Annotated in this window: 22 protein-coding genes; 13 read left to right on the top strand and 9 right to left on the bottom strand. The window is 71.8% G+C overall.

The window, feature by feature from the left end; genetic code table 11:
* The first annotated feature begins 21 nt into the window (after positions 1 to 21).
* The 5 genes from HPS36_RS04945 (at position 22) to HPS36_RS04925 (ending at position 2,571) form a co-directional block, all read left to right on the top strand.
* The gene (locus HPS36_RS04945) at positions 22 to 336 is read left to right on the top strand and encodes a hypothetical protein (protein ID WP_173228835.1); all 315 of its coding nucleotides are present in this window, start codon (positions 22 to 24) and stop codon (positions 334 to 336) included.
* Positions 337 to 388: 52 nt separating this feature from the next.
* Complete coding sequence (samp2, locus tag HPS36_RS04940) at positions 389 to 610, top strand: ubiquitin-like small modifier protein SAMP2 (protein ID WP_173228833.1); 222 nt, start codon at positions 389 to 391, stop codon at positions 608 to 610.
* Positions 607 to 1,119 (top strand): GNAT family N-acetyltransferase, encoded by a 513-nt coding sequence (locus HPS36_RS04935; protein WP_173228831.1) that lies wholly within the window; start codon positions 607 to 609, stop codon positions 1,117 to 1,119. Before samp2 ends, HPS36_RS04935 begins: the two co-directional genes overlap by 4 nt.
* A gap of 78 nt (positions 1,120 to 1,197) precedes the next feature.
* On the top strand, positions 1,198 to 1,644 hold the full coding sequence (locus HPS36_RS04930; protein WP_173228829.1) for a hypothetical protein: 447 nt from the start codon (positions 1,198 to 1,200) through the stop codon (positions 1,642 to 1,644).
* 156 nt (positions 1,645 to 1,800) lie between these two features.
* Entirely contained in the window at positions 1,801 to 2,571 is a 771-nt protein-coding gene (locus HPS36_RS04925; RefSeq protein ID WP_173228827.1) for a 23S rRNA (uridine(2552)-2'-O)-methyltransferase, read from the top strand.
* Between the two features lie 30 nt (positions 2,572 to 2,601).
* Here the strand turns inward: HPS36_RS04925 and HPS36_RS04920 are convergent, their stop codons facing one another.
* From HPS36_RS04920 to HPS36_RS04890, 7 genes are all read right to left on the bottom strand, one after another.
* Positions 2,602 to 4,266 carry a histidine kinase N-terminal 7TM domain-containing protein gene (locus HPS36_RS04920; RefSeq protein WP_173228825.1) on the bottom strand — a complete coding sequence of 555 codons (1,665 nt, stop codon included), beginning with the start codon at positions 4,264 to 4,266 and terminating at the stop codon, positions 2,602 to 2,604.
* Positions 4,267 to 4,384: 118 nt separating this feature from the next.
* Positions 4,385 to 4,882 (bottom strand): dihydrofolate reductase, encoded by a 498-nt coding sequence (locus tag HPS36_RS04915; protein WP_173228824.1) that lies wholly within the window; start codon positions 4,880 to 4,882, stop codon positions 4,385 to 4,387.
* A 106-nt stretch (positions 4,883 to 4,988) separates the two neighbouring features.
* Positions 4,989 to 6,047, bottom strand: coding sequence for an ornithine cyclodeaminase family protein (locus tag HPS36_RS04910; RefSeq protein WP_173228822.1), 1,059 nt, complete (start codon positions 6,045 to 6,047; stop codon positions 4,989 to 4,991).
* 20 nt (positions 6,048 to 6,067) lie between these two features.
* Positions 6,068 to 7,543 carry a glycerate kinase type-2 family protein gene (locus HPS36_RS04905; RefSeq protein ID WP_173228820.1) on the bottom strand — a complete coding sequence of 492 codons (1,476 nt, stop codon included), beginning with the start codon at positions 7,541 to 7,543 and terminating at the stop codon, positions 6,068 to 6,070.
* Positions 7,544 to 7,611: 68 nt separating this feature from the next.
* On the bottom strand, positions 7,612 to 8,991 hold the full coding sequence (locus tag HPS36_RS04900; protein WP_173228818.1) for an NCS2 family permease: 1,380 nt from the start codon (positions 8,989 to 8,991) through the stop codon (positions 7,612 to 7,614).
* 126 nt (positions 8,992 to 9,117) lie between these two features.
* Positions 9,118 to 9,831: a phosphoribosyltransferase family protein gene (locus HPS36_RS04895; protein WP_053771892.1), complete on the bottom strand. Its 714-nt coding sequence runs from the start codon at positions 9,829 to 9,831 to the stop codon at positions 9,118 to 9,120.
* 73 nt (positions 9,832 to 9,904) lie between these two features.
* Positions 9,905 to 10,360 (bottom strand): DUF7529 family protein, encoded by a 456-nt coding sequence (locus tag HPS36_RS04890; protein WP_137716423.1) that lies wholly within the window; start codon positions 10,358 to 10,360, stop codon positions 9,905 to 9,907.
* A 185-nt stretch (positions 10,361 to 10,545) separates the two neighbouring features.
* On the opposite strand from HPS36_RS04890, the gene HPS36_RS04885 reads away from it, so the two are divergent.
* The 6 genes from HPS36_RS04885 (at position 10,546) to HPS36_RS04860 (ending at position 17,884) form a co-directional block, all read left to right on the top strand.
* Positions 10,546 to 12,189: an ABC transporter substrate-binding protein gene (locus tag HPS36_RS04885; protein WP_173228816.1), complete on the top strand. Its 1,644-nt coding sequence runs from the start codon at positions 10,546 to 10,548 to the stop codon at positions 12,187 to 12,189.
* Positions 12,190 to 12,219: 30 nt separating this feature from the next.
* Positions 12,220 to 13,212, top strand: coding sequence for an ABC transporter permease (locus HPS36_RS04880; RefSeq protein WP_121561510.1), 993 nt, complete (start codon positions 12,220 to 12,222; stop codon positions 13,210 to 13,212).
* Between the two features lies 1 nt (position 13,213).
* Positions 13,214 to 14,233, top strand: coding sequence for an ABC transporter permease (locus tag HPS36_RS04875; protein ID WP_173228814.1), 1,020 nt, complete (start codon positions 13,214 to 13,216; stop codon positions 14,231 to 14,233).
* The gene (locus HPS36_RS04870; RefSeq protein ID WP_235681741.1) at positions 14,230 to 15,534 is read left to right on the top strand and encodes an ABC transporter ATP-binding protein; all 1,305 of its coding nucleotides are present in this window, start codon (positions 14,230 to 14,232) and stop codon (positions 15,532 to 15,534) included. The genes HPS36_RS04875 and HPS36_RS04870 overlap by 4 nt, the downstream gene beginning before the upstream one ends.
* A complete protein-coding gene (locus tag HPS36_RS04865; protein WP_121561512.1) occupies positions 15,531 to 16,607 on the top strand; it encodes an ABC transporter ATP-binding protein in 1,077 nt (358 codons plus the stop codon). The genes HPS36_RS04870 and HPS36_RS04865 overlap by 4 nt, the downstream gene beginning before the upstream one ends.
* Positions 16,608 to 16,729: 122 nt before the next feature.
* Positions 16,730 to 17,884, top strand: a complete 1,155-nt coding sequence (locus tag HPS36_RS04860) for a multicopper oxidase domain-containing protein (RefSeq protein ID WP_173228812.1) — start codon at positions 16,730 to 16,732, stop codon at positions 17,882 to 17,884.
* Between the two features lie 35 nt (positions 17,885 to 17,919).
* Here the strand turns inward: HPS36_RS04860 and HPS36_RS04855 are convergent, their stop codons facing one another.
* Both HPS36_RS04855 and npdG read right to left on the bottom strand, forming a co-directional pair.
* Positions 17,920 to 18,762, bottom strand: coding sequence for a polyprenyl synthetase family protein (locus tag HPS36_RS04855; RefSeq protein WP_173228809.1), 843 nt, complete (start codon positions 18,760 to 18,762; stop codon positions 17,920 to 17,922).
* 88 nt (positions 18,763 to 18,850) lie between these two features.
* The gene (npdG, locus tag HPS36_RS04850; RefSeq protein WP_173228807.1) at positions 18,851 to 19,519 is read right to left on the bottom strand and encodes an NADPH-dependent F420 reductase; all 669 of its coding nucleotides are present in this window, start codon (positions 19,517 to 19,519) and stop codon (positions 18,851 to 18,853) included.
* A gap of 113 nt (positions 19,520 to 19,632) precedes the next feature.
* Here npdG and HPS36_RS04845 point away from each other — a divergent pair, with 113 nt between their 5' ends.
* Both HPS36_RS04845 and HPS36_RS04840 read left to right on the top strand, forming a co-directional pair.
* A complete protein-coding gene (locus HPS36_RS04845) occupies positions 19,633 to 19,938 on the top strand; it encodes a MazG-like family protein (protein ID WP_173228805.1) in 306 nt (101 codons plus the stop codon).
* An 83-nt stretch (positions 19,939 to 20,021) separates the two neighbouring features.
* Complete coding sequence (locus HPS36_RS04840) at positions 20,022 to 20,192, top strand: hypothetical protein (RefSeq protein WP_173228803.1); 171 nt, start codon at positions 20,022 to 20,024, stop codon at positions 20,190 to 20,192.
* The last annotated feature ends 3 nt before the right edge of the window (positions 20,193 to 20,195 follow it).

Raw genomic sequence — 20,195 nt, 5'->3', positions numbered from 1 at the left:
CCGACGCGACCGAGAGCAACCATGGCGATCGTCGAAACCGTCCTGATCGGCCACGTCAGCGGGTTCTGTCTCCTTCTCGCGTGGGCGATCCGCCGCGGCGACGCGGCCGACCTGATCGCCGGCTACGACGGCGACCTACCGCCAGAGCGCGAGGCGGCGCTCGCCCGCGACGCGGCGCGCGTGCTCGTCGTCGCCGCGGCCGCGACCGGCCTCCTCGTCGTCGACGCGTGGACCGGCGCGGTCCCGCGGCCCGGCGCGCTGGCGGCGGTCGCCGTCGGCGCCGCGGTCGCGTGGTTCCTCTACACGTGGAACGTCCGCGAGCCGGCCGACGGCTGAGCCGAGCCGCCGGAACCGTGCGATTGACGCCGCCGCGCCCGCTACCGCGCCCATGGACGTGACCGTCGAGGTCGTCGGCGAGGGGACCGCCGAGTACAGCCTCGCTGCCGACGCGACGTACGACGACCTGATCCGCGAGGCGGGCTACCACCCGCAGGAGGCGTCCGCGCTGGTCGACGGCTCGCCGGTCCCGGGCGACCGCGTCGTCGACGCCCCGGAGGTGCGGGTCCTGCGGCTGATCAAGGGCGGGACGGGCGCGAGCGCCCCGCCGTGACCGCCGAGGAGGCCCGCCCCGACCCGCCCGCGGACGTGACCGTCGAGCCGGCGACGCCCGGCGACCGCCTCGACGTCCTCCGGGTCCTCGACGCCGCGATGCTCTCGACCGACGCGGCGACCGTCGACGACCGGATCGACGCGGGCGACGCGCTCGTCGCCCGCTCCGCCCGGACCGGCGGAGTCGTCGGCGCGCTGGTCGCCGTGCGACCCGACCCGGACCGACTCCACGTCGACGCCGTCGCGGTCAGGCGGGCGCGCCGAGGGGAAGGGATCGGCGCCGCGCTCGTCGCGGCCGCGCTCGACCGGGGCGCGTCTGACCCCGCGGTCGCGGCCGTCACCGCGACGTTCGACGCCGACCTGCGGGGGTTCTACGAGCGCCTCGGGTTCGCGGTCCGCCCGGCGGGAGCGCGGGGCGACGCCGCTGAGGGGGCGGCGGGCGACGACGCCAGCGGAAGTTCGGACCGGCTCGCGGGCCGGGCGTCCGTGACCGGTCGCGAGCGGTCGTGAACCCCGCGCAAGCGGTGCGTCGGACTCGCGGCTGACTGAGATTTTTTAGTGTGGTACGCGTACGCACGCCTCCCACGGATGATGCCCTCAGCGTCCGGAACCCTCGATCCCGATGGCACCGACGGCGAGGCGGTGGACTCGATCGACGGCCCCAGGCTCCGCCCGGTCGCGTCCGCGGACGACCGCTCGACCGGCGACGGGCGGCCGGTCCCCGACCGACGCGGCCGCGACGAGGCCCGCGCGGCCGAGCGCGACCTGCCGGCGGACAGAGTCGAGCGGCTCGCGGACGAGGTGGCGGCGCTCGAAGCCGAGGTCGAGGCGCTCGAAGCGGAACTCGCGTCGAAGGAGCGGGAGCGCCAGCAGGTGATCGACACCTACGAGTCGATCGTCGCGGCGCAACGGACGCCCACCGAATCGACCGAGCCGACGCCCGACCTGTCGACCGGGAGCGACGGGCGGCGGCCGCTCGCCGCGCTCGCGTCTCGCCTCGGGCGGGTCGCGACGTGGCTGCGAGGGCGCGAGTAGCCCTTCCGCCACCGCACGTCGCCGAAGCGCTCCGCGCCGTCTCCCCGGCGCGCACGCATTCGACGTTCATTTCCCGGTCGCCCCCGTCGTTACGGGTATGAGCGCGAATTCGCCCGCGGGTTCGGCGGCCCCTTCCCGGGCCGCGGTGACCGACGCATGAGCGGGAAAGACGACTACTACAACCGGTCCAAACAGCAGGGGTACCGCGCCCGGTCCGCCTACAAGCTGAAACAGCTCGACGAGGAGGCCGACCTCCTCGGCCACGGCGACACCGTGGTCGACCTCGGCGCCGCGCCCGGCGGCTGGCTCCAGGTCGCGGCCGAGGAAGTCGGCGAGGGCGGCACCGTGGTCGGCGTCGACCTCCAGCGCATCGACGAGTTCGACGACCACGACGTGGAGACGATCCGCGGCGACATGACCGAGGAGCGCACCCGCCACTACCTGCGCGAGGCGGTCGGCGAGGGCGGCGCCGACGCGGTCCTCTCCGACATGGCGCCGAACATGACCGGCGAGTACTCCCTCGACCACGCCCGGTCGGTCCACCTCGCGCGGCAGGCGCTCGACACCGCGGACGAGCTGCTCGCGCCCGGCGGCGACTTCGTCGTGAAGGTGTTCCAGGGCCGGGACCTCGACGACTTCCGCGACGACGTGAGCGAGTCGTTCCAGTACGTGCGGACCGTCTCGCCGCCCGCCTCCCGGGACTCGTCCTCTGAGGTGTACCTCGTCGCGAAGGGGTACACGACCTCGCCGGTCGCCGAGGGCGACCGCGTCGAGGTGACGGTGGAAGAGGAGGGCGACGAGGGCGACGGGATCGCCTACGTCGAGGGATACACGCTGTTCGTCGACGCTGACGTGGGCGAGACGCTCACGGTCGAGGTCACGGACGTGAAGCCCCGGTTCGGGTTCGCCGATCCGGTCGACGACTGACTCGCCCCCCGGTCCGGGGACGAGCGCCCCTCACTCGCCGTCCCGCTCGACGGTCGCGCCGCGCAGCGCGTACCTGACGCCGGCGTCGTAGCCGCGGTCCGGCTCGACGCTCCAGCCCTCCACCCGCCCGAGCGCGCGGACGTTCGGCAGCGCCATGCCCGCCTCCGCGCTCGGCTCGGCGCTCTCGTACTCGAACAGGAGCTCCCCGCCGTCGTCGCCCGTGAACCGACCGTCGTCCGCGACCGCGAACCCGTCGTCGGTCAGGGTCACGGTCACGGCGGTCGCCTCGTTGAAGGCGGCGAACTCGAACGCGTTCTTGAACAGCTGTTTGAGGCGGGTCGGCGCCGCGCGTATCCGCCCGTCGCCCTCGACGGCCACCTCCACGTCCGCCTCGGACGCGGCCGCGGCGTCGGTCACCGCGGCCTCGAAGTCGACGAACGTCGACTCGTCGACGTCGCGCGCGTACCGCGCGAGGGTGTGGAGGTCCTCGACGACCCCGCCGATCCGGGCGACGCGGCGCCGCGCCACGTCCACCGACTCGGCGGCGGCCGCCGCGTCGCCCCCGTCGAGCCGGTCTTCCGCCTCCGCGAGGTGGCCGTCGGCGACCGCGACGGAGTTCCGCAGCTCGTGGGCGATCGCGCCGGCCATGTCCCTCAGCTGCTCCTCGTGGCGGTCGAGCTGCTCGCGCTGCCGCTCGATGGCGGTCACGTCCTGGACCAGCAGCGCCCACCCGAACGCCGCGCCGCCGACCGCGAGCGGCTCGCTCGTGACGCAGTAGGTCCGGCTCCGACCCGCTGGGCCGTCGACGTCGACGAGCGCGGGCGCCTCCGTCCGGTACCGCTCGGCGACGCCCGGGGCGAACTCCTCGATGCGCTCCTCTCCGTCGGGGATCGCGGGGAACAGGTCGGCCGCCCGATCGTTGTGGTCGCGGAGCCGCCCCTCGGTGTCGAGGACGAGGACGGCCCCGGCGGTGCGCTCGACGAACGCCCGCGTCGTCGTCTGTTCGACCGCGAGGAAGGTGTCCTCGACGAGGTAGACGGCGCCGACCGCGAAGACGGCGACGCCGAGCGGCTCGTAGCTCAGTTGGGGGAGGAGGCTCGGATCCGCGAGGGCGACCGCGTTCGGCACGACCGCGAGCCCGGTCGCCGCGAACACCCCGGCCAGCGTCCACGACGACCCTTCGGACCGCTCGAACAGCCGGTACAGGAGGTAGAAGCCGACCCCGGAGAGGAGGTACGCGACCGCGAGCGACCCCCAGTACAGCGCCCCCTCCTCGACGACGAGCCGACGGACCGGCTCCGTCCGGAGCGACGCCTCGAAGTACCGGCCGTGGATCGGGTTCGTGAGCTTCAGCGCGACGACCGCGACGTAGAGCGCGACCCCGGCCCGCCGGTAGCCCGGCCGCCGGTGGTAGTCGCGGCCGGCGTACGCCGAGGCGAAGTACAGCCACGCGAACGGCGTGGCGAACCCGACGATCAGCGCGAGGACGTACAGCGCCACCGCCGTCGACTCCTCGCCGGCGAGCAGCACGCCCGCCTGGAGGAACCCCCAGACGCCGACGAGTATCAGGAGCCAGCGGAGTCCCCGCCGGCCGTCGCCGTTCCGCAGGCGCGATCCGTGGAACGCGGCCGCGAAGCAGGCGGCTCCCGAGAGGGCGAACAGCCCGACGAGCCACCACAGGGCTGTCACGGACACACCGAGTATCGGAGGGAAATAACTTAATTTGGTCGCTCACTCGGGGACGGAACGTCGGACGAGAAATATATCTCTGCGTATGTGTTGCCGGTTCGGCCGCCCCGCCCGAGCGCGGCGGTCAGTTCGCGGCGCGCCTGACCCACTCGCGGAGCGTGAACCGGTCGTACGCCGTCTCCGCGGCGACCTCCCACTCGTCGTCGTCCCACTCGGGGTAGTACGTGTCGCCCTCGTAGGCGCCGTCGACGTGGCTGAGGGCCATCCCGTCGAGGTGCGGCTGGAACAGGTCGTAGATGCCGCCCCCGCCGAGGACGTACGCCGTGTCGACGCCGACCTCGGTCGCGGCCTCGCGGGCCAGTTCGATCGCCGCCTCGTCGCCGTTCGCGACGCTCGCGGTCGGCACGTCCACCGCCTCGACGCTCCGGCTCACGACGATCTGACGGCTGCCGGGGAGGTCGTCGCGCATCGAGTCGAAGGTGCGCCGGCCCAGAATCACCGGCGAGCCCGCGACGCGCTCGCGGTACTGCCTGACGTCCGCCTCGATGTGGGGCCACGGCACCTCGCCGTCCCTCCCGATCACCCGGTTCTCCGCGAGCGCGGCGACGCTGACGAGTTTCACGGACGTGGTAGGGGACGGAGGGGCAAAAGCGGCGCGTCGGCCGGGGTCGTCGGGGTCGAACGAGGTAGAAGGACTCAGCCGTCGAGGCCGAGCAGGTCGGCCGGACTCAGCCGTCGAGGCCGAGCAGGTCGAACGGGTAGCCGTTGTCCAGTTCGTCGGCGCGCTCGTAGACGACGCGGGCGGCCGCCACGTCCTGGATCGCGAGCCCCGTCGAGTCGAAGACGCTGACGCCGCGCACGCCGTCGGCGTCGGCCGGCGTGCCGGGCGTGCCGGGGCGGCCCGCGCGGCGGCCGACGACGATCTCGCCGATCTCGCCGTAGATGTCGTCGTCGGTGAGCGTCCCCGCGGCGTACGGGACGTTGATCTCGCCGGAGTGGGTGCACTGCTCGTGGTCGTCGATGACGACGGTGGCGTCCAAGAGGAGGTCGTCCGCCAGTTCGTGTTTGCCCTCGGCGTCCGCGCCCATGGCGTTGACGTGGGTGTGGTCGCCCACGTCGTCCGGGCCGACGATCGGGTCCTCGACGGGGGTGACCGTCGAGAGCACGTCGCAGTGGCCGGCCTCGGCGATCGAGCCCGCGCGCACGTCGAACCGGTCCTCGAAGGCGTCGACGAAGTCGGCGACGCGCGCCTCGTCGAGGTCGCTCACGACGACCTCCTCGATGTCCCGGACCGCCGCGATCGCTTCGAGCTGGGTGTACGACTGGACGCCGGCGCCGACGATGCCGAGCGAGGTCGCGTCCGGGACCGCGAGGTGGTCGGTCGCGACCGCGGCGGCCGCCCCGGTGCGTTTCATCGTCAGCGTCGTCCCGTCGAGGACCGCGAGCGGGAACGCCGTCTCCGGGTCGGAGTAGATCATCGTCCCCATCACGGTCGGGAGGTCGTGGTGGTCGGGGTTGTCGGTGTGGACGTTCACCCACTTGATCCCGGCGGCGTCCCAGCCGTCGCCCTCCTCGGTCTCCTCGGCCACGTCCTCCTCGCGCACGTCGAGGTAGGCCGGCATCGAGCGGAAGTCGCCGTTGTACTCGGGGAGGTCGATGTACGACTTCGCCGGCATCTTCGCGTCGCCGCGCTCGTAGGCCGTGAACGCGCCGCGGACCGCGTCGATCACGCGGTCCATCTCGGCGTTCTCGTCCACGTCGTCAGCGTTGAGGAGCAGCGTCTGCATGTCGCAGAATTTGCCGGCCGCTACTTAGTCCCTTCCGAACGCGCGCCGCGTCCCCCCGGTCGGTCGCCGCCGTCAGGGCGCGCGCCGCGCTCCGGGACCACGACCGCGCGCAGGTCGTTGGCGTTCGTCCCCGTCGGCCCGGTGCGGAGCAGCGCCCCCGCGTCGTCGAGGACCGGGTACGCGTCGTGCGCGTCGAGCGCGTCCGCGGCCGCCTCGCGGTCGATCGTTTCTCCCTCGCCGACGAGGCGGTCGTCGACCAGCGCCCCCGCGGCGTCCGTGGCGCCGTCGATCCCGTCGGTGTCGACGCTCGCGACGGCGATCCCCTCGCCGTCGGGCCCCGCCGCGTCGAGTTCGGCCGCCGCCGACAGGGCGAACTCCCCGTTCGGCCCGCCCTCGCCGGGGTCGTCGCCGAGCGTCACCGTCACCTCGCCGGCCGAGAGGAGGACCGCCGGGGGCTCGACCGGCTCCCCGACCGCCCGGCACTCCTCGGCGACCGCCGCGTGCGCCTTCGCCGCCTCCCGCGCCTCGCCGCGCATCCGCGCGGCGAGCACGAGCGGCTCGTACCCCCGCTCGGCGGCGACCTCGCGGGCGGCGGTCAGGGCCGTGCGCGCGTTCGCGACGATCCGAACGGCGACGCCGTCGAAGGCGGGATCCCCCGCGGTCGGGGTCTCCGCGACCTCGCCCGCGGCGCCGCGTTCGAGGCGGTCCGCGACGGCGGCGGGCGCGTCGATCCCGTATCGGTCGAGGACGGCGAGCGCGTCCCCGAACGTCGTCGGGTCCGGCGAGAGTGGGCCGCTCGCGATCACGGCCGGGTCGTCGCCGGTCACGTCGCTGACCGCCAGCGCGAGCGCGTCGGCGGGGGCGGCCGTCCGCGCCAGCCGCCCGCCCTTCACCGCCGAGAGGTGCTTGCGGACCGCGTTGATCTCCGAGATGGTCGCCCCGCTCGCCAGCAGCGCCTCGGTCGTCTCGCGGAGGCCGTCGAGGCCGACTCCCTCGGCCGGCGCGGCCAGCAGCGCGCTCCCGCCGCCGGTGATCAGCCCGAGCACGAGGTCGGACTCGCCGGCGTCGGCCGCGACCTCCCGCACCCGCCGGGCGCTCTCGACGCCCGCCTCGCTCGGCGTCGGGTGGTCGCCGGGGAGGACCGCGACCCGCTCGGTCTCGACCGGGTCGTCCGTGACGACCGCCCCGCCGTCGATCCGGTCGCCGAGCAGCCGCTCGACCGCGGCCGCGAAGTGGCCCGCCGCGTTGCCCGCGCCGACGACCAGCACGCGGTCGTACGCGGCGAGGTCGCGGGCGGTCGTCGTCCCGCCGGCGGCCGCGACGGTCAGCACGTCGCCGTCGAGCGCGAGCGCGTCGGCGACGACCGCGGCGGGGTGCGCCGCCTCGATCCCCGCGACGACGCAGTCGAGCGCGACCTCGCGGGGCGGGTCGCTCGCGTGTCGCTCGCGGTCGGCGACGGTCACGGAGGAAGCGGCGGCGTCGAGCGGGTCGGACATCGTCTCGGTCGGTATGCGGCCCGTCGCGACAAGAGGGTTCGGTCGGCGCGACCACCGAGCGGTCCGGCTCAGAGGATGTAGCCGGCGGTCGAGAGGACGTAGTACGCCGCGAGCAGCGCCGCGATGACGTACTGGCCGAGCGCGACGTCGCGGCCCTCGCCGATCGCGAGCTTGATCAGCGGGTACGCGACGATGCCGGCCGCCAGCCCGTCGGCGATGGAGTAGGCGAACGGCATCACGGTGACCGTGAGTCCGGCGGAGACGGCCCACGCGGGCTCGCTCCAGTCGACCTCGACGAGCCCTTGGAGCATCATCACGCCGACGACGATCAGCGCGATGAAGGAGGCGTACGCCGGGATGGCGGCGACGACGGGGATCACGACGAGCGACGCGAGGAAGAGCGCGGCGACGACGAGCGCGGTCAGCCCGGTGCGGCCGCCCTCCTCGACGCCCGTCGACGACTCGATGTACGTCGTCACGGTGGAGGTCCCGAGCACCGCGCCGGCGGTCGTCCCCACCGCGTCGGCCATCAGCGGCTTGTCCATGTCGGGGAGGTCGCCGTTGTCGTCGAGGAAGTCACCGAACTGCGAGACGCCGATGAGCGTCCCGGCGGTGTCGAAGAAGTCGACGAAGAAGAACGTGAACACGACCAGCACGAACGTGAGCGGGTCGATCCCGGAGAGCCCGTCGACGAACGCGCCCGCGAGCGGCGTGATGTCGTACTGCGCCGAGGGAAGGGACTCGGGGGTCACGGCGCCGCGCGCGAAGAACCCGCCGAGGGTGAGCGACCAGCCCGCGATCGCGGTGGTGAGGACGCCGACGATGATGGCGCCGGTGACGTTCCGGGCCCACAGCACGAACGTGAACACGAGCCCGAGCACGCCGAGGATCGCCCACGGGTTCGCGAAGACGTTCCCGAGCGCGACGAGCGTCGCCTCGTCGTTGACGACGACCTGGAGCTCCTGGAGGCCGATGAACAGCAGGAACAGCCCGATGCCGGCCCCGACCGAGCGCTTCACCGGCTCGGGGAACAGCCGGATGACGTACTCGCGCGCGCCGACCGCGGTGAGCGCCATGAACACGACGCCCTCCACGAAGACGGCCGCCAGCGCCGTCTGCCACGGGATCCCGAGCCCGAGCACGACCGTGTACGCGAAGAAGGCGTTGAGCCCGAGCCCCGGCGCGAGCCCGAACGGCCGGTTCGCGTACAGCGCCATCACGGCCGTCCCGATGGCCGCCGAGAGGATCGTCGCGATGGCGATCATCTGGAACACCTCGCCCTGCCCGTACCCCTCGATCTGGATCGCCTCCGAGAGGATCGCGGGATTCACCACGATGATGTACGACATCGCGAGGAACGTCGTGAGCCCCGCGATCAGCTCCGTCCGGACGTCGGAGTCGTGCTCCTCTACGTCGAACCGCGCAGCGAGCGTGTCTGTGATCCCCATTGAACGGGTGAGTGTTCCCCGGGATCGGGTGATAAGCCTTGCTGAACGGTCCGAGTATCGATCCGCATGTGTGGATCAAAAAGCCGCCACAGCCGATTTTTTCTCAGAGAGTATGCGTGAACGTGGCTACTCGAACGTCGTCAGCGCCCCGACCGGGGCGTCCGTGATCGCTCGCGCGCGGTCCATCCCCTCGTCGCCGACGGCGATAAGCGCGAACACGCCGGTGACGTCGGCGTCGCCCTGGAGCGCGATGTCCAAGAGGAGCTCCTGGGTCTCGCCCGAGCGGATCAGGTCGTCGACGACGAGGACGGTGTCGCCGGCGTCGATGGCGCTCGCGGGGAGGTAGTAGGTGAGCTCGATGCCGGAGGCGAGCCGCTGGCGCGACTCGATGAACTCCTCGACCGCCGTCTCCTTCGACTTCTTCGCGTACGCCAGGCGCGCGTCGAAAAAGGAGGCCATCGCCGCGCCGAGCGTGATGCCGTCGGTCGCGGCCGTCAACACCACGTCGGGCGACTCGAACTCGAACGTCTCCGCCGCCACCGGCGCCACGAGGTCGAGGAACGACTGGTCGAAGACGACCCCGGAGTTGTCGACGTACCCCTCGTCGTCGAACTCGACGCGCGCGACCAGCTCGTCGGCGAGCGCCTCGCGGCCGACCGACTCGACGACCTCGCTCGCGCGGTCGGTGCCGGGCAGCACGTGCCCGTTCACGTAGCGGTTCAGGTCGCCCGCTGGCAGCCCCGTCACGTCGGACAGCTCCTCGTACGTTCGCGTCTCCTTCAGCATCCGCAACACGGCGACCGCCTGTAGCTGGAGGGCCGCCTTCTCTGCGCGGTTCATACGGATGATCGAGATCGCACAACTATGAATACGTCGAAGTCAGACGCCAAGCGGATACCCACGTGCGTGGGTCTCACGCCTCGGGCGCGTCGAAGAAGACCGCCGGCTCGTCGATCGCGATCTCGACGTGGTCGCGGTCGTCGAGGGGGCGCAGCCGCACGGTGAGCGCGCCAGCCGCCTCCGCGGCCGCGCGCAGCGCGGCGAGGTCGTCGCTTCCGAGGTACGTGGGCACGCACAGCGCCACCTGCGCGGACTCGTCGGTGGCGACCACCAGCCGGTACGCGACCCCCTCGGCGGCGCCCGCGTACACGTCGACGCCGTCGATCGCGGCGCCCTCGACCGCGGCGAGCGCGTCGTCGAACTCCGAGCCGGGCAACAGCACGTCGATCCGGGCGGCGTCCGCGACGGGGTTCACCTGCCCGGGGTGGCCCGCGATCGCGGTCCAGCCGCGCTCGCCGTACGCCGCCGCCGTCGACTCCGCGTCCGCCTCGACCGCGTCCCACTGGGGTCCGGGATCGGGTCCGTCCATACCGTCCGCCTACCGCCGGGGGCCCTACATACCCGTCGGTTTCCGCTCGCGCCCGATGAGCCGAGTTCGGCGGCGCTCACCCCGCCGACTCGGCCCCACTACTGTCAGCCCATCGCGAGCAGTCGGTCCCGAAAGGGGCCGTGTCTGCCGGTAGGTTCATAACTCTCTATCGTATGGGATCGCCTATGCCTACTGACAACGACGATCATGTCGACAGGCGGACGGTGCTCAAGTACGCCGGAACGGCCGGTGCTGTCGGTCTCGCGGGCTGCGCCGGCGGCGGCGACGGCGGCGACGGCGGCGACGGGTCCGACGGCGGCGACGGTATGGACGGCGGGGACGGCTCCGACGGGTCGGACGGATCCGACGGCGGCGACGGCGGCGACGACACGTTCGAACTCGGCGTCACCATGGGGCAGATGGACTCCGGGCTCGACCCGCAGGACCACGCCGAGACGAACACCGAGATCATCGTCGGCCAGCTGTACGAGGGGCTCCTCGACCGCGACAAGCAGGGCGGCATCATCGCCGGCCTCGCGGACGAGTGGGAGCGCACCGAGGACGGCGACGTCCGCTTCATGCTGCGCGACGGCCTCACGTTCCACAACGGCGACGAGGTCACGCCGCAGGACGTCCGGTACAGCATCCGGCGGATCGTGTTCGAGGACGTCGGCATCGCCAGCCCGCAGTCGAACGACCTCGGGCCGGTCACTGAGGTCGCCACCGGCGACGGGCAGGTGACCGTCTCCTTCGACGGCTACAACCCGATCGCCTTCCAGCTGTTCGCGACGAACGGCCCGATCGTCCAGCAGTCGTGGATCGAGGAGAACGGCAGCGACTACATCAACCGGAACGCCAACGGGACGGGGCCGTTCCGCCTCACGAACTACGAGTCGGGCAACCAGGTCGTCTACGAGCCGAACGAGGAGTACTGGGACGGCGCGCCCGAGGTCGACGAGCTCACCATGACCGCCTCCAGCGAGTCGAGCACGCGGGTCAACCAGCTGCTCGCCGAGGAGACGGACATCGTGACCAACGTGCCGCCGAACGAGGTCTCCCGGGTGAACAGCTCGGACGTGGCGACGATCAACTCCGTGCCCAGCGCGCGGATCATCTTCCTCCAGATGCGGTACGACGTGGAGCCGTTCTCCAGCCAGCAGTTCCGGCAGGCGATGAACTACGCCGTCGACGTCGAGAGCATCATCGAGAACGTGCTCAACGGCTTCGGGAACATCACCGGCCAGCCGACGCTGGAGGGCCACGTCGGCTACAACCCCGACATCGACCCGTACCCGTACGACCCCGACGAGGCGGAGCGGCTCGTCGAGGAGTCCGGCCACGCGGGCGTCGAGATCACGCTCCAGACCCCGATCGGTCGCTACCTCCGCGACGTGGAGATCGCGCAGGCCGCGGCGAACCAGATCGACTCGCTGTCGAACGTCTCCTGTGAGGTCCAACAGCGCGAGTTCTCCTCGCTCGTCCAGGACATCACGACGGGCAACATCGAGGACAAGCCGCACTTCAACCTCCTCGGCTGGGGGAACGGCGAGTTCGACGGCAGTCAGACCATGACGCCGCTGATGTCCTCCGAGGGGGCGCTGACGATCCTGAAGAACGACGACCTCGACGCGCTGCTCAACGAGGCCGAGACGACGCAGGACACCGAGGAGCGCGTCGACATCCTCCAGGAGGCGAACCAGCTCGCCCACGACCTCGCGCCGTGGGTGTTCATGCACCAGCAGTTCAGCGTCTACGGCGTCTCGAACGAGATCTCGTGGGAGCCGCGGGCCGACGAGTTCATCGACCCGGACACCGCCACCCGGCAGTAACGCCTCCGCCATCTCCCAATATCGTTATTAATGTCATTCGGAAGATTCGTACTCAAAAGAAGCCTCCAGGGGATCGGGGTCGTCTGGGGCGTCGTCACCGTCGTGTTCGCGCTCCGGTTCGTCACCCCCGGCAGCCCGATCAACGCGGTGGCACCGCTCGACGCGTCACAGGAGACGCGACAGGCGATCGCGGCCGAGCTCGGCCTCGACCAGCCGCTGTACATCCAGTACGGGCGGTACGTCTTCGAACTGCTTCAGGGCGACATGGGCCGGTCGTACATCCGCGGCCAGGAGGTCACGACGCTCGTCTTCGAGCGCCTGCCCGCGACGATCGAGCTCGCCGTCGCCGCCAGCATCGTCGCCATCGTCCTCGCCATCCCGCTCGGCGTGATCAGCGCGACCCGCCGCAACGAGCCGGTCGACTACGGCGCGACCCTGCTGTCGCTCGGCGGCATCTCGACGCCGAACTTCTGGCTCGGGATCATGCTCATCCTGATCTTCGCCGTGGAGTTCAACATCTTCAACACCAGCGGCCGCGGCGCCGACGTCGGCGACGTGGCGCTGTCGGTGGTCAACGCCGAGCCGTTCGTCGGGACGCTGTTGACGTGGCTCGCGTACATCACCCTGCCGTCCATCGCCTTGGGGACCTACTTCATGGCGCTCATCACCCGGCTGACGCGGTCGGGCATGCTCGACGAGCTCAGCAAGGGCTACGTCCAGGCCGCGCGGGCCAAGGGGCTCCCGCGGACTCTGATCCGGTACAAGCACGCGCTCCGGAACACGCTGATCCCCGTTATCACCGTCCTCGGGCTCCAGCTCGGGACGCTGATCGGCGGCGCCGTGATCACGGAGGCGGTGTTCTCGTGGCCGGGGCTCGGCACGCTGGTCATCGAGAGCATCAACCAGCGCGACTGGCCCGCGCTCCAGGGCAGCCTGATCGTCATCGGGACGAGCTTCGTCCTCGTCAACATCCTCGTCGACGTGGTGTACGCCTACCTCGACCCGGAGGTGGTGACCGACTAACATGGTCTCTTCACGTGTCATACGCAATCTCAAGAAGGAGTTCAGACAGAGCGGGCTCGCGAAACTCGGGCTGGCGCTCGTGGTGGTCATCGTGTTGACCGCCGTGTTCGCCCCGTTCGTCGCGCCCCACAACCCGACCGACCAACAGCTCAACGAGAGCGAGCTACCGCCGCTCGGCTTCTCGCAGACGGCCGAGCGGACCTCCTCGCAGATGGTCGACGGCGAGATCCAGACCGTCACCGAGGAGGTCGAGATCACGGCCGACCCGGACCACGTGTTCGGGACCGACGGGCTCGGCCGCGACATGTTCTCGCGGGTGGTGTACGGCGCTCGCACGTCGCTCGTCGTCGGCGTCCTCGGCACGCTCCTGGCGGCGTCGATCGGCGTGCCGGTCGGGCTGCTCGCCGGCTACCACCGCGGGCGCGTCGACGACGCGCTGATGCGGATCGCGGACGTGAGCCTCGCGTTCCCCTCGCTCGTGCTGGCGGTCGCGCTCATCGGGCTGTGGGGGCGCGCGGCGGTGAACGTCCCCGACCCGTTCGTCGTCGCCGGGCTCGCGCCGGAGATGCCCGAGAGCTTCGTGTTGCCGATAACGGTGGTGATCGTCGTCGGCCTCGTCAACTGGGTGTGGTTCGCCCGCGTCGCCCGCGGGGAGGCGCTCTCCTTGCGCGGGCAGGAGTACGTGAAGGCGTCGCGCGCCCTCGGGGCCGACGACAACACGATCATCGTCCGCCACATCCTCCCGAACGCGATCACGCCGATCATCGTCCTCGGGACCGTACAGGTGGCGGCGATCATCCTCCTGGAGAGCTCGCTGTCGTTCCTCGGCTTCTCGGGGACGACGCTGTCGTGGGGCTTCGACATCGCGCAGGGGCGCGACTACGTCTCCTCCGGGCAGTGGTGGATCGCCTCCATCCCCGGGCTCGCGATCATGCTGTCGGTGATCGGGATCAACCTGCTCGGCGACTGGCTGCGTGACGCCTTAGACCCCGGTATCGAGGGCGAAGGGGGTGCCGCATGAGCGACGCCGAGCGGTCGCCCGACGACCTCGCCGCGGCGACCGACGGCGGCGCGAGCGACGCCGCGACGGCCGACGCCGTCGGCGCTGCCGGCGCGGCCCCGACCGGGCTGCCCGCGGCCGACGACGTGCTGTCGGTCCGGGACCTCTCGACGCGCTTCTTCACCGAGGAGGGGCAGATCAACGCGGTGGAGTCGGTGTCGTTCGACCTCCGGGAAGACGAGATCCTCGGCGTCGTCGGCGAGTCCGGGTCCGGCAAGTCCGTGACCGCGCTGTCGCTCGTCGACCTCGTCGAGACGCCCGGCCGTATCACGGCCGGCGAGGTCTGGTACCGCGACCCCGACCTCGCGGAGGAGTTCCGCGGGACGGAGGCGGTCCACGTCGACGGCGACCACGTCGACCTCCGGACGGTGCCGCCGAGCGTGCGCCGGTCGCTGCGCGGCCCCTCGTTCAGCGTCATCTTCCAGGACCCGATGAGCAGCTTCAACCCCTCGATCACGGTCGGCGAGCAGATCGCCGAGGCGGTCGAGGTGCAGCGCCGGGCGCGGGCGAACCCCCGCTCGACGCGCTCGCGGACGCAGGGGTACGGGCTCGGCAAGTACCTCCTCGACGGGCTCGTCCCCGGCCGCGACTACACGAGCGAGGAGAGCATGGAGCGGGCGGTCGAGCTGCTCGGGCAGGTCGGGATCCCCGACCCCGAGGACCGCGTCGACGAGTACCCCGGCCAGTTCTCCGGCGGGATGCTCCAGCGCGCGATGATCGCGCAGGCGCTCGCCGGCGAGCCGGACGTGCTGATCGCCGACGAGCCGACGACCGCGCTCGACGTGACGATCCAGGCGCAGATCCTGAACCTGCTGAAGGAGATCCAGGCCGAGCGCGGGATGAGCATCGTGCTCATCACCCACGACCTCGGCGTGATCGCGGAGATGTGCGACCGCGTCTGCGTGATGTACGCCGGCGAGGTCGTCGAGCGCGGCACGCTCGACTCCGTGTTCGAGGACACCGTCCACCCGTACACGCAGGGGCTGCTCGGCTCGATCCCCGACGTGGACGACCCGCGGCCGCGGCTCGAACCGATCGCGGGCAACGTCCCGAGCCTGGTCGACGCCGAGATGGGCGACCGGTGCTACTTCGCGGACCGGTGCCCGAAGGCGATGGAGGCGTGCCTCGACAAGCCCGCGGAGGCGACCGTCGACGCCGCCGCCGACCACGGCGCCAAGTGCGTCCTCGCCGAGCGGGAGTACGACCCGGCGGACGCGCTCCCGGACGACCACTTCGGCGGCCCCGGGGGTGAGGGCGAATGAGCGACCCGCTGCTCTCCGTCGACGGGCTGAAGAAGTACTACGCGGACGACTCGTCGATCGTCGACCGCCTGCTCGGGCAGGAATCGTCGAGCGTGAAGGCGGTCGACGGCGTCTCCTTCGACGTGCGCGAGGGTGAGACGCTGGGGCTCGTCGGCGAGTCCGGCTGCGGGAAGTCGACGACCGGCGAGACGGTGCTGCGCCTGCGCGAGCCGACCGCCGGCGAGATCACCTTCGACGGGACCGACGTTCGGGCGATGACCGACCGCGACCTGAACGAGTTCCGCCGGCGCGCCCAGATCGTGTTCCAGGACCCGTTCTCCAGCCTCGACCCGCGGATGACCACCGGCGACATCATCACGGAGGGGCTCCGCATCCACGACGTCGCCGATCGGGAACAGCGCCGCGAGACGGCCCGCGAACTGCTCGAACGGGTCGGCCTCTCCGCCGACCAGATGGACCGGTACCCGCACGAGTTCTCGGGCGGGCAGCGCCAGCGCATCGGGATCGCCCGGGCGCTCGCCCTGGACCCCGACTTCGTCGTCCTCGACGAGCCGGTGTCGGCGCTGGACGTGAGCGTTCAGGCGCAGATCCTGAACCTGCTCGAAGACCTCCAGGACGACTTCGGGCTCACGTTCCTGTTCATCGCGCACAACCTCGGCGTGGTGCGGCACGTCTGCGACCGCGTCGCGGTGATGTACCTCGGCGAGATCGTCGAGATCGGGCCGGTGGAGGAGATCTTCGACGACCCCGCGCACCCGTACACGAAGGCGCTGCTGTCGAGCGTCCCGCGCGCGAGCACGGAGGCGCGCGACGAGGAGTTCGAGACGCTCCGCGGCGACGTGCCCTCGCCGCGGAACCCGCCGGCGGGCTGCCGGTTCCACACCCGCTGCCCGGAGGCGCGCGCGGCCTGCCGCGAGTCGGCGCCGCCGGGGTACGACGTGGGCGACGGCCGGACGGCGACCTGCTTCCGCGCGGACGACGGCCACGCCTACTGGGACAGCGAGCCGATCGGCGAGAACGCGGCGGCCGGCGACGAGTCGGACGCGCCCGCCGGGGAGCCGGCGGACGACTGATCCGCGCCCGCTCCCGCCGCGGCTGATTCTTTTATATACTACGGGCCGAACAGGTTCGTCGGTCGTACCTCCGATCGGGAAGCCGCGACCCGGTTATGGTCCCGCTTCCCTTCGGTCCAGACATGACCCACGCTGGTTCCGACTCCGACGGCGGCTTCGCGCGGCGAACGATCCTCCAGGCGGCGGGGCTCTCGGGCGTCGCCGGGCTGGCGGGCTGTATGAGCCAGACGGTCTCCACCGCCGCGACCGGCGACGGCGCGGAGCCGACGCAGACGGACGACGACGGGCCCGCGCTCCCCGAGACGGGGTCGCCGGAGGTCGTCGACCTCGACGAGCGCGGCCGCGAGGTGACGCTGCGCTCGGTCCACGCCCGACACGCGGCCCACCCCGGCGGCTCGCTCGGGGGGCCGGTCGAGATGCCGGTGACGTGGGCGTTCCAGGCCGACGACGGCACGCCGAGCGTCCCCGGGCCGGTCCTCCGCGCGACCGAGGGCGACGACCTGTCGATCACGCTCGACAACACCGACGGGGAGATGCCCCACACGCTCCACTTCCACGGCGTCTCGAAGTCGTGGAAGGACGACGGCGTCCCGTCGACGACCGGGATCACGGTGATGCCCGGCGAGAAACACACCTACGAGATCGGCGCCGACGTGCCCGGCACCCACCTCTACCACTGCCACTTCAACACCCCGATGCACATGGACATGGGGATGTACGGGATCCTCCGTATCGACCCCGAGGGGTACGACGAAGCCGACGTGGAGCGGTTCATGACGCTGAAAGACTGGGACACGCGGCTCTCCCGGTCGTACGGCGGCGAGGACGCGACCTACGACATCGAGAACCGGCGGCCGGACGCGTTCACGATCAACGGCCGCGTCGCGCCGTACACGTTCAACCCCGACCGCGGCTCGCCGATCGTCGTCAGCGAGGGCGACACGGTGCGGCTCCACATGGTCAACGCCGGGTTCATGTCGCACCCGATGCACACGCACAACCACCGGTTCCGCACCGTCGAGAAGGACGGCGCCGCGTACCCCGAGGTGATGCAGCTCCCGGAGGACGTGGTGAACGTCGCGCCCGCGGAGCGGTACACCGTCGAGTTCGAGGCCGACGCGGACCCCGGCATCTACCCGATGCACTGCCACAAGGTCGACCACGTCCGGAACGGCGGGGTCTACCCCGGCGGGATGCTCACCGCCATCGTCTACGAGCAGGCGATGGGGACCGACGTGTTCGCGGACCTCATGGAGAAGGCGGGCTACGAGCTCTGAACGCCGAGCAGCGCGGCCCGAAACCCCTGTTCCGCTTACCGCTCGCGGACGACGACGAACTCCGCGAGGTCGCGGAGGTACTCGATCGCCTCCGTCTCGGGCGGGTCGGCGTCGTCGAGCGCGGCCAGCGCGCGCTCCGACTCCGCCCGGGCGCGCTCGTTGATCTCCTCGGGCGACAGCGACGTGACCTGGAGCACCGACGGGCGGTCCATCTCGGCGTCCTGCCCGGTCGGCTTGCCGAGGTCGTCGGCGTCGGCGGTGGCGTCTAACACGTCGTCGCGCATCTGGAAGGCGACGCCGACGCGCTCGGCGTACTCGCCGAACGAGTCGATCGCGTGCGGCTCGGCGCCGCCGGCGACCGCGCCCAGCTCGGCGGCGGCCCGGAACAGCGCGCCCGTCTTCCGGCGCGCGAGCTCCATGTACTCGTCTTCGTTCGTCGGGCGCGCCGCCAGCTCCGTCGCCTCGCCCTCGCCGAGTTCGACCATCGCCTCGGCGACGGTGCGCATCGCGCGCGGGTCCGTCGAGAACAGCGCGAACGCCTCGCCGAGCAGGCCGTCGCTGGCGATGATCGCGGGCCCGTAGCCGAACTCGGCCCAGGCGGCGTCGGTGCCGCGGCGGACCTCCGAGCGGTCGATGATGTCGTCGATCACGAGCGAGGCGTTGTGGACGAACTCGATGCCGGCCGCGAAGTCGACCGCCTCCTCGGGGTCGCCGTCGAACGCCTCGCAGGCGAGGACGGTCACCGCGGGCCGGACGCGCTTGCCGCCCGCGAGGACGACGTGCCCGACCTCGTCGGACAGCTCCTCGGGCTCGACGCCGTCGATGACCGACTCGATCCGGTCTTCGACGAGCCCGACCCGACGCTCCAGGTACTCCATCTACCGCCCGGAGGGCCCCGGCGCGCAAAGGCCTAACGGAACGCCGTCCGGCCGCGATTCGGACGACGGCGGCGGCGCGCCAGCCGCGCTACCGGAACCGCACGCCGAGGTCGTCGAGCCCGTCGTTGTTCGCGGCGACGTTGATTAAAAGCGGCGTGAGCCCCTCGATTTCGGGTGCGTTGGCGATCCCGCCGGCGTCGAGCGCGCGCAGCCCCTCGATCCCCTCGGCGACGTCCGCGACCGTCCGCTTGGCGTCCCCGTCGTCGCCGATCACGAGCGTGTCGACGCCCAGCTCGGCGTCGAGGTTCGCGAGCCGCGCGGCCGCGAGGTTGTGGAACGCGCCGACGACGGCGACGCCGTCGGGCGCCGCGTCCGCGACGATCCGCGTCACCGAGCCGGCCCCGGGCTTGTGGTAGTGGAACCCCTCTTCGTCGCGTTTCATCCCCGTGGCGGGCGAGACCAGCACGTCGCCGTCGTCTAACGACCCCGCGACCGCCTCGACGGTGTCGCCGACGTGGTACGGCGGGACCGCGAGGACGACGATCCGGGCGTCGGCGGCGACCGCGGCGTTGTCGCCGCCGGTCACCGCGGCGTCGAGGCCGCGGCTCTCCAGTTCGGTCGTGTACTCCTCGGCCTTGGTCTCGGCCTTCTCGGCCTCTCGGGAGCCGACCGCGATCCGGTGGGGCGTGTCCGCCGCCAGCCGGAGCGCGAGCCCCTCGCCGATGTCACCCGTGCCGCCCAAGATGGCGATTTTCATACGGTCCGTGGGGTCGCTCGCGTCTTAGGGGTTGCGCGACCGGCCGTCCTCGCCACGACCGAAGGCGACCGGACAGCGGGGGACTTTTGCCCGATCGCGCGGAGGCGACGCCCATGGACGAGCAGGACCGCGTCGCCGCGTTCGTCGCCGAGCACGGGTTAGAGACCGACCTCGCGTACCGCGTCCTCGACTTGGAGAGCGAGGTCGGCGAGGTCGCGAAGGAGGTGGCGACCTCGACCGACTACGGGGAGGACCCGGACGCCGCCGCGATCGCGACCGACGAGGTCGGCGACGCGCTGTTCGCGCTGCTCGCGCTCGCCGACGCGGCCGATATCGACCCCGACGCCGCGCTCGACGAGTCGCTGGCGAAGTACGAGTCGCGGATCGAGTCGTCCGGCGACGCCGGGTCCGGGCAATAGCGGCCCGGGCGGCGACGCCGAATCTGAAAGGGAGGACCGCGCGCGAGGCGCCGGTTCAAGTGCGTCGCCCGCCTACGGGGCCCATGCCCGACGCCCCGTCGCTCGCGCTGCGCTACGTCGCCTGCGACGCCTGCGGCACGGTGTTCGCGCGCCCCGACGACCCCGACGAGCCCGCCGCCTGCGGCCGGTGCGGCGCCCGTCCGCTCCGCGAGATCTCGGGGATTCGGGGCCCGGACGCGTACTTCTCGCCCTGACCC

The sequence above is a fragment of the Halorubrum salinarum genome (assembly GCF_013267195.1).
Classification (GTDB): domain Archaea; phylum Halobacteriota; class Halobacteria; order Halobacteriales; family Haloferacaceae; genus Halorubrum; species Halorubrum salinarum.
Note: the sequence above shows the minus strand (reverse complement) of the source record. Positions and strands in the feature narration are given on the sequence as shown.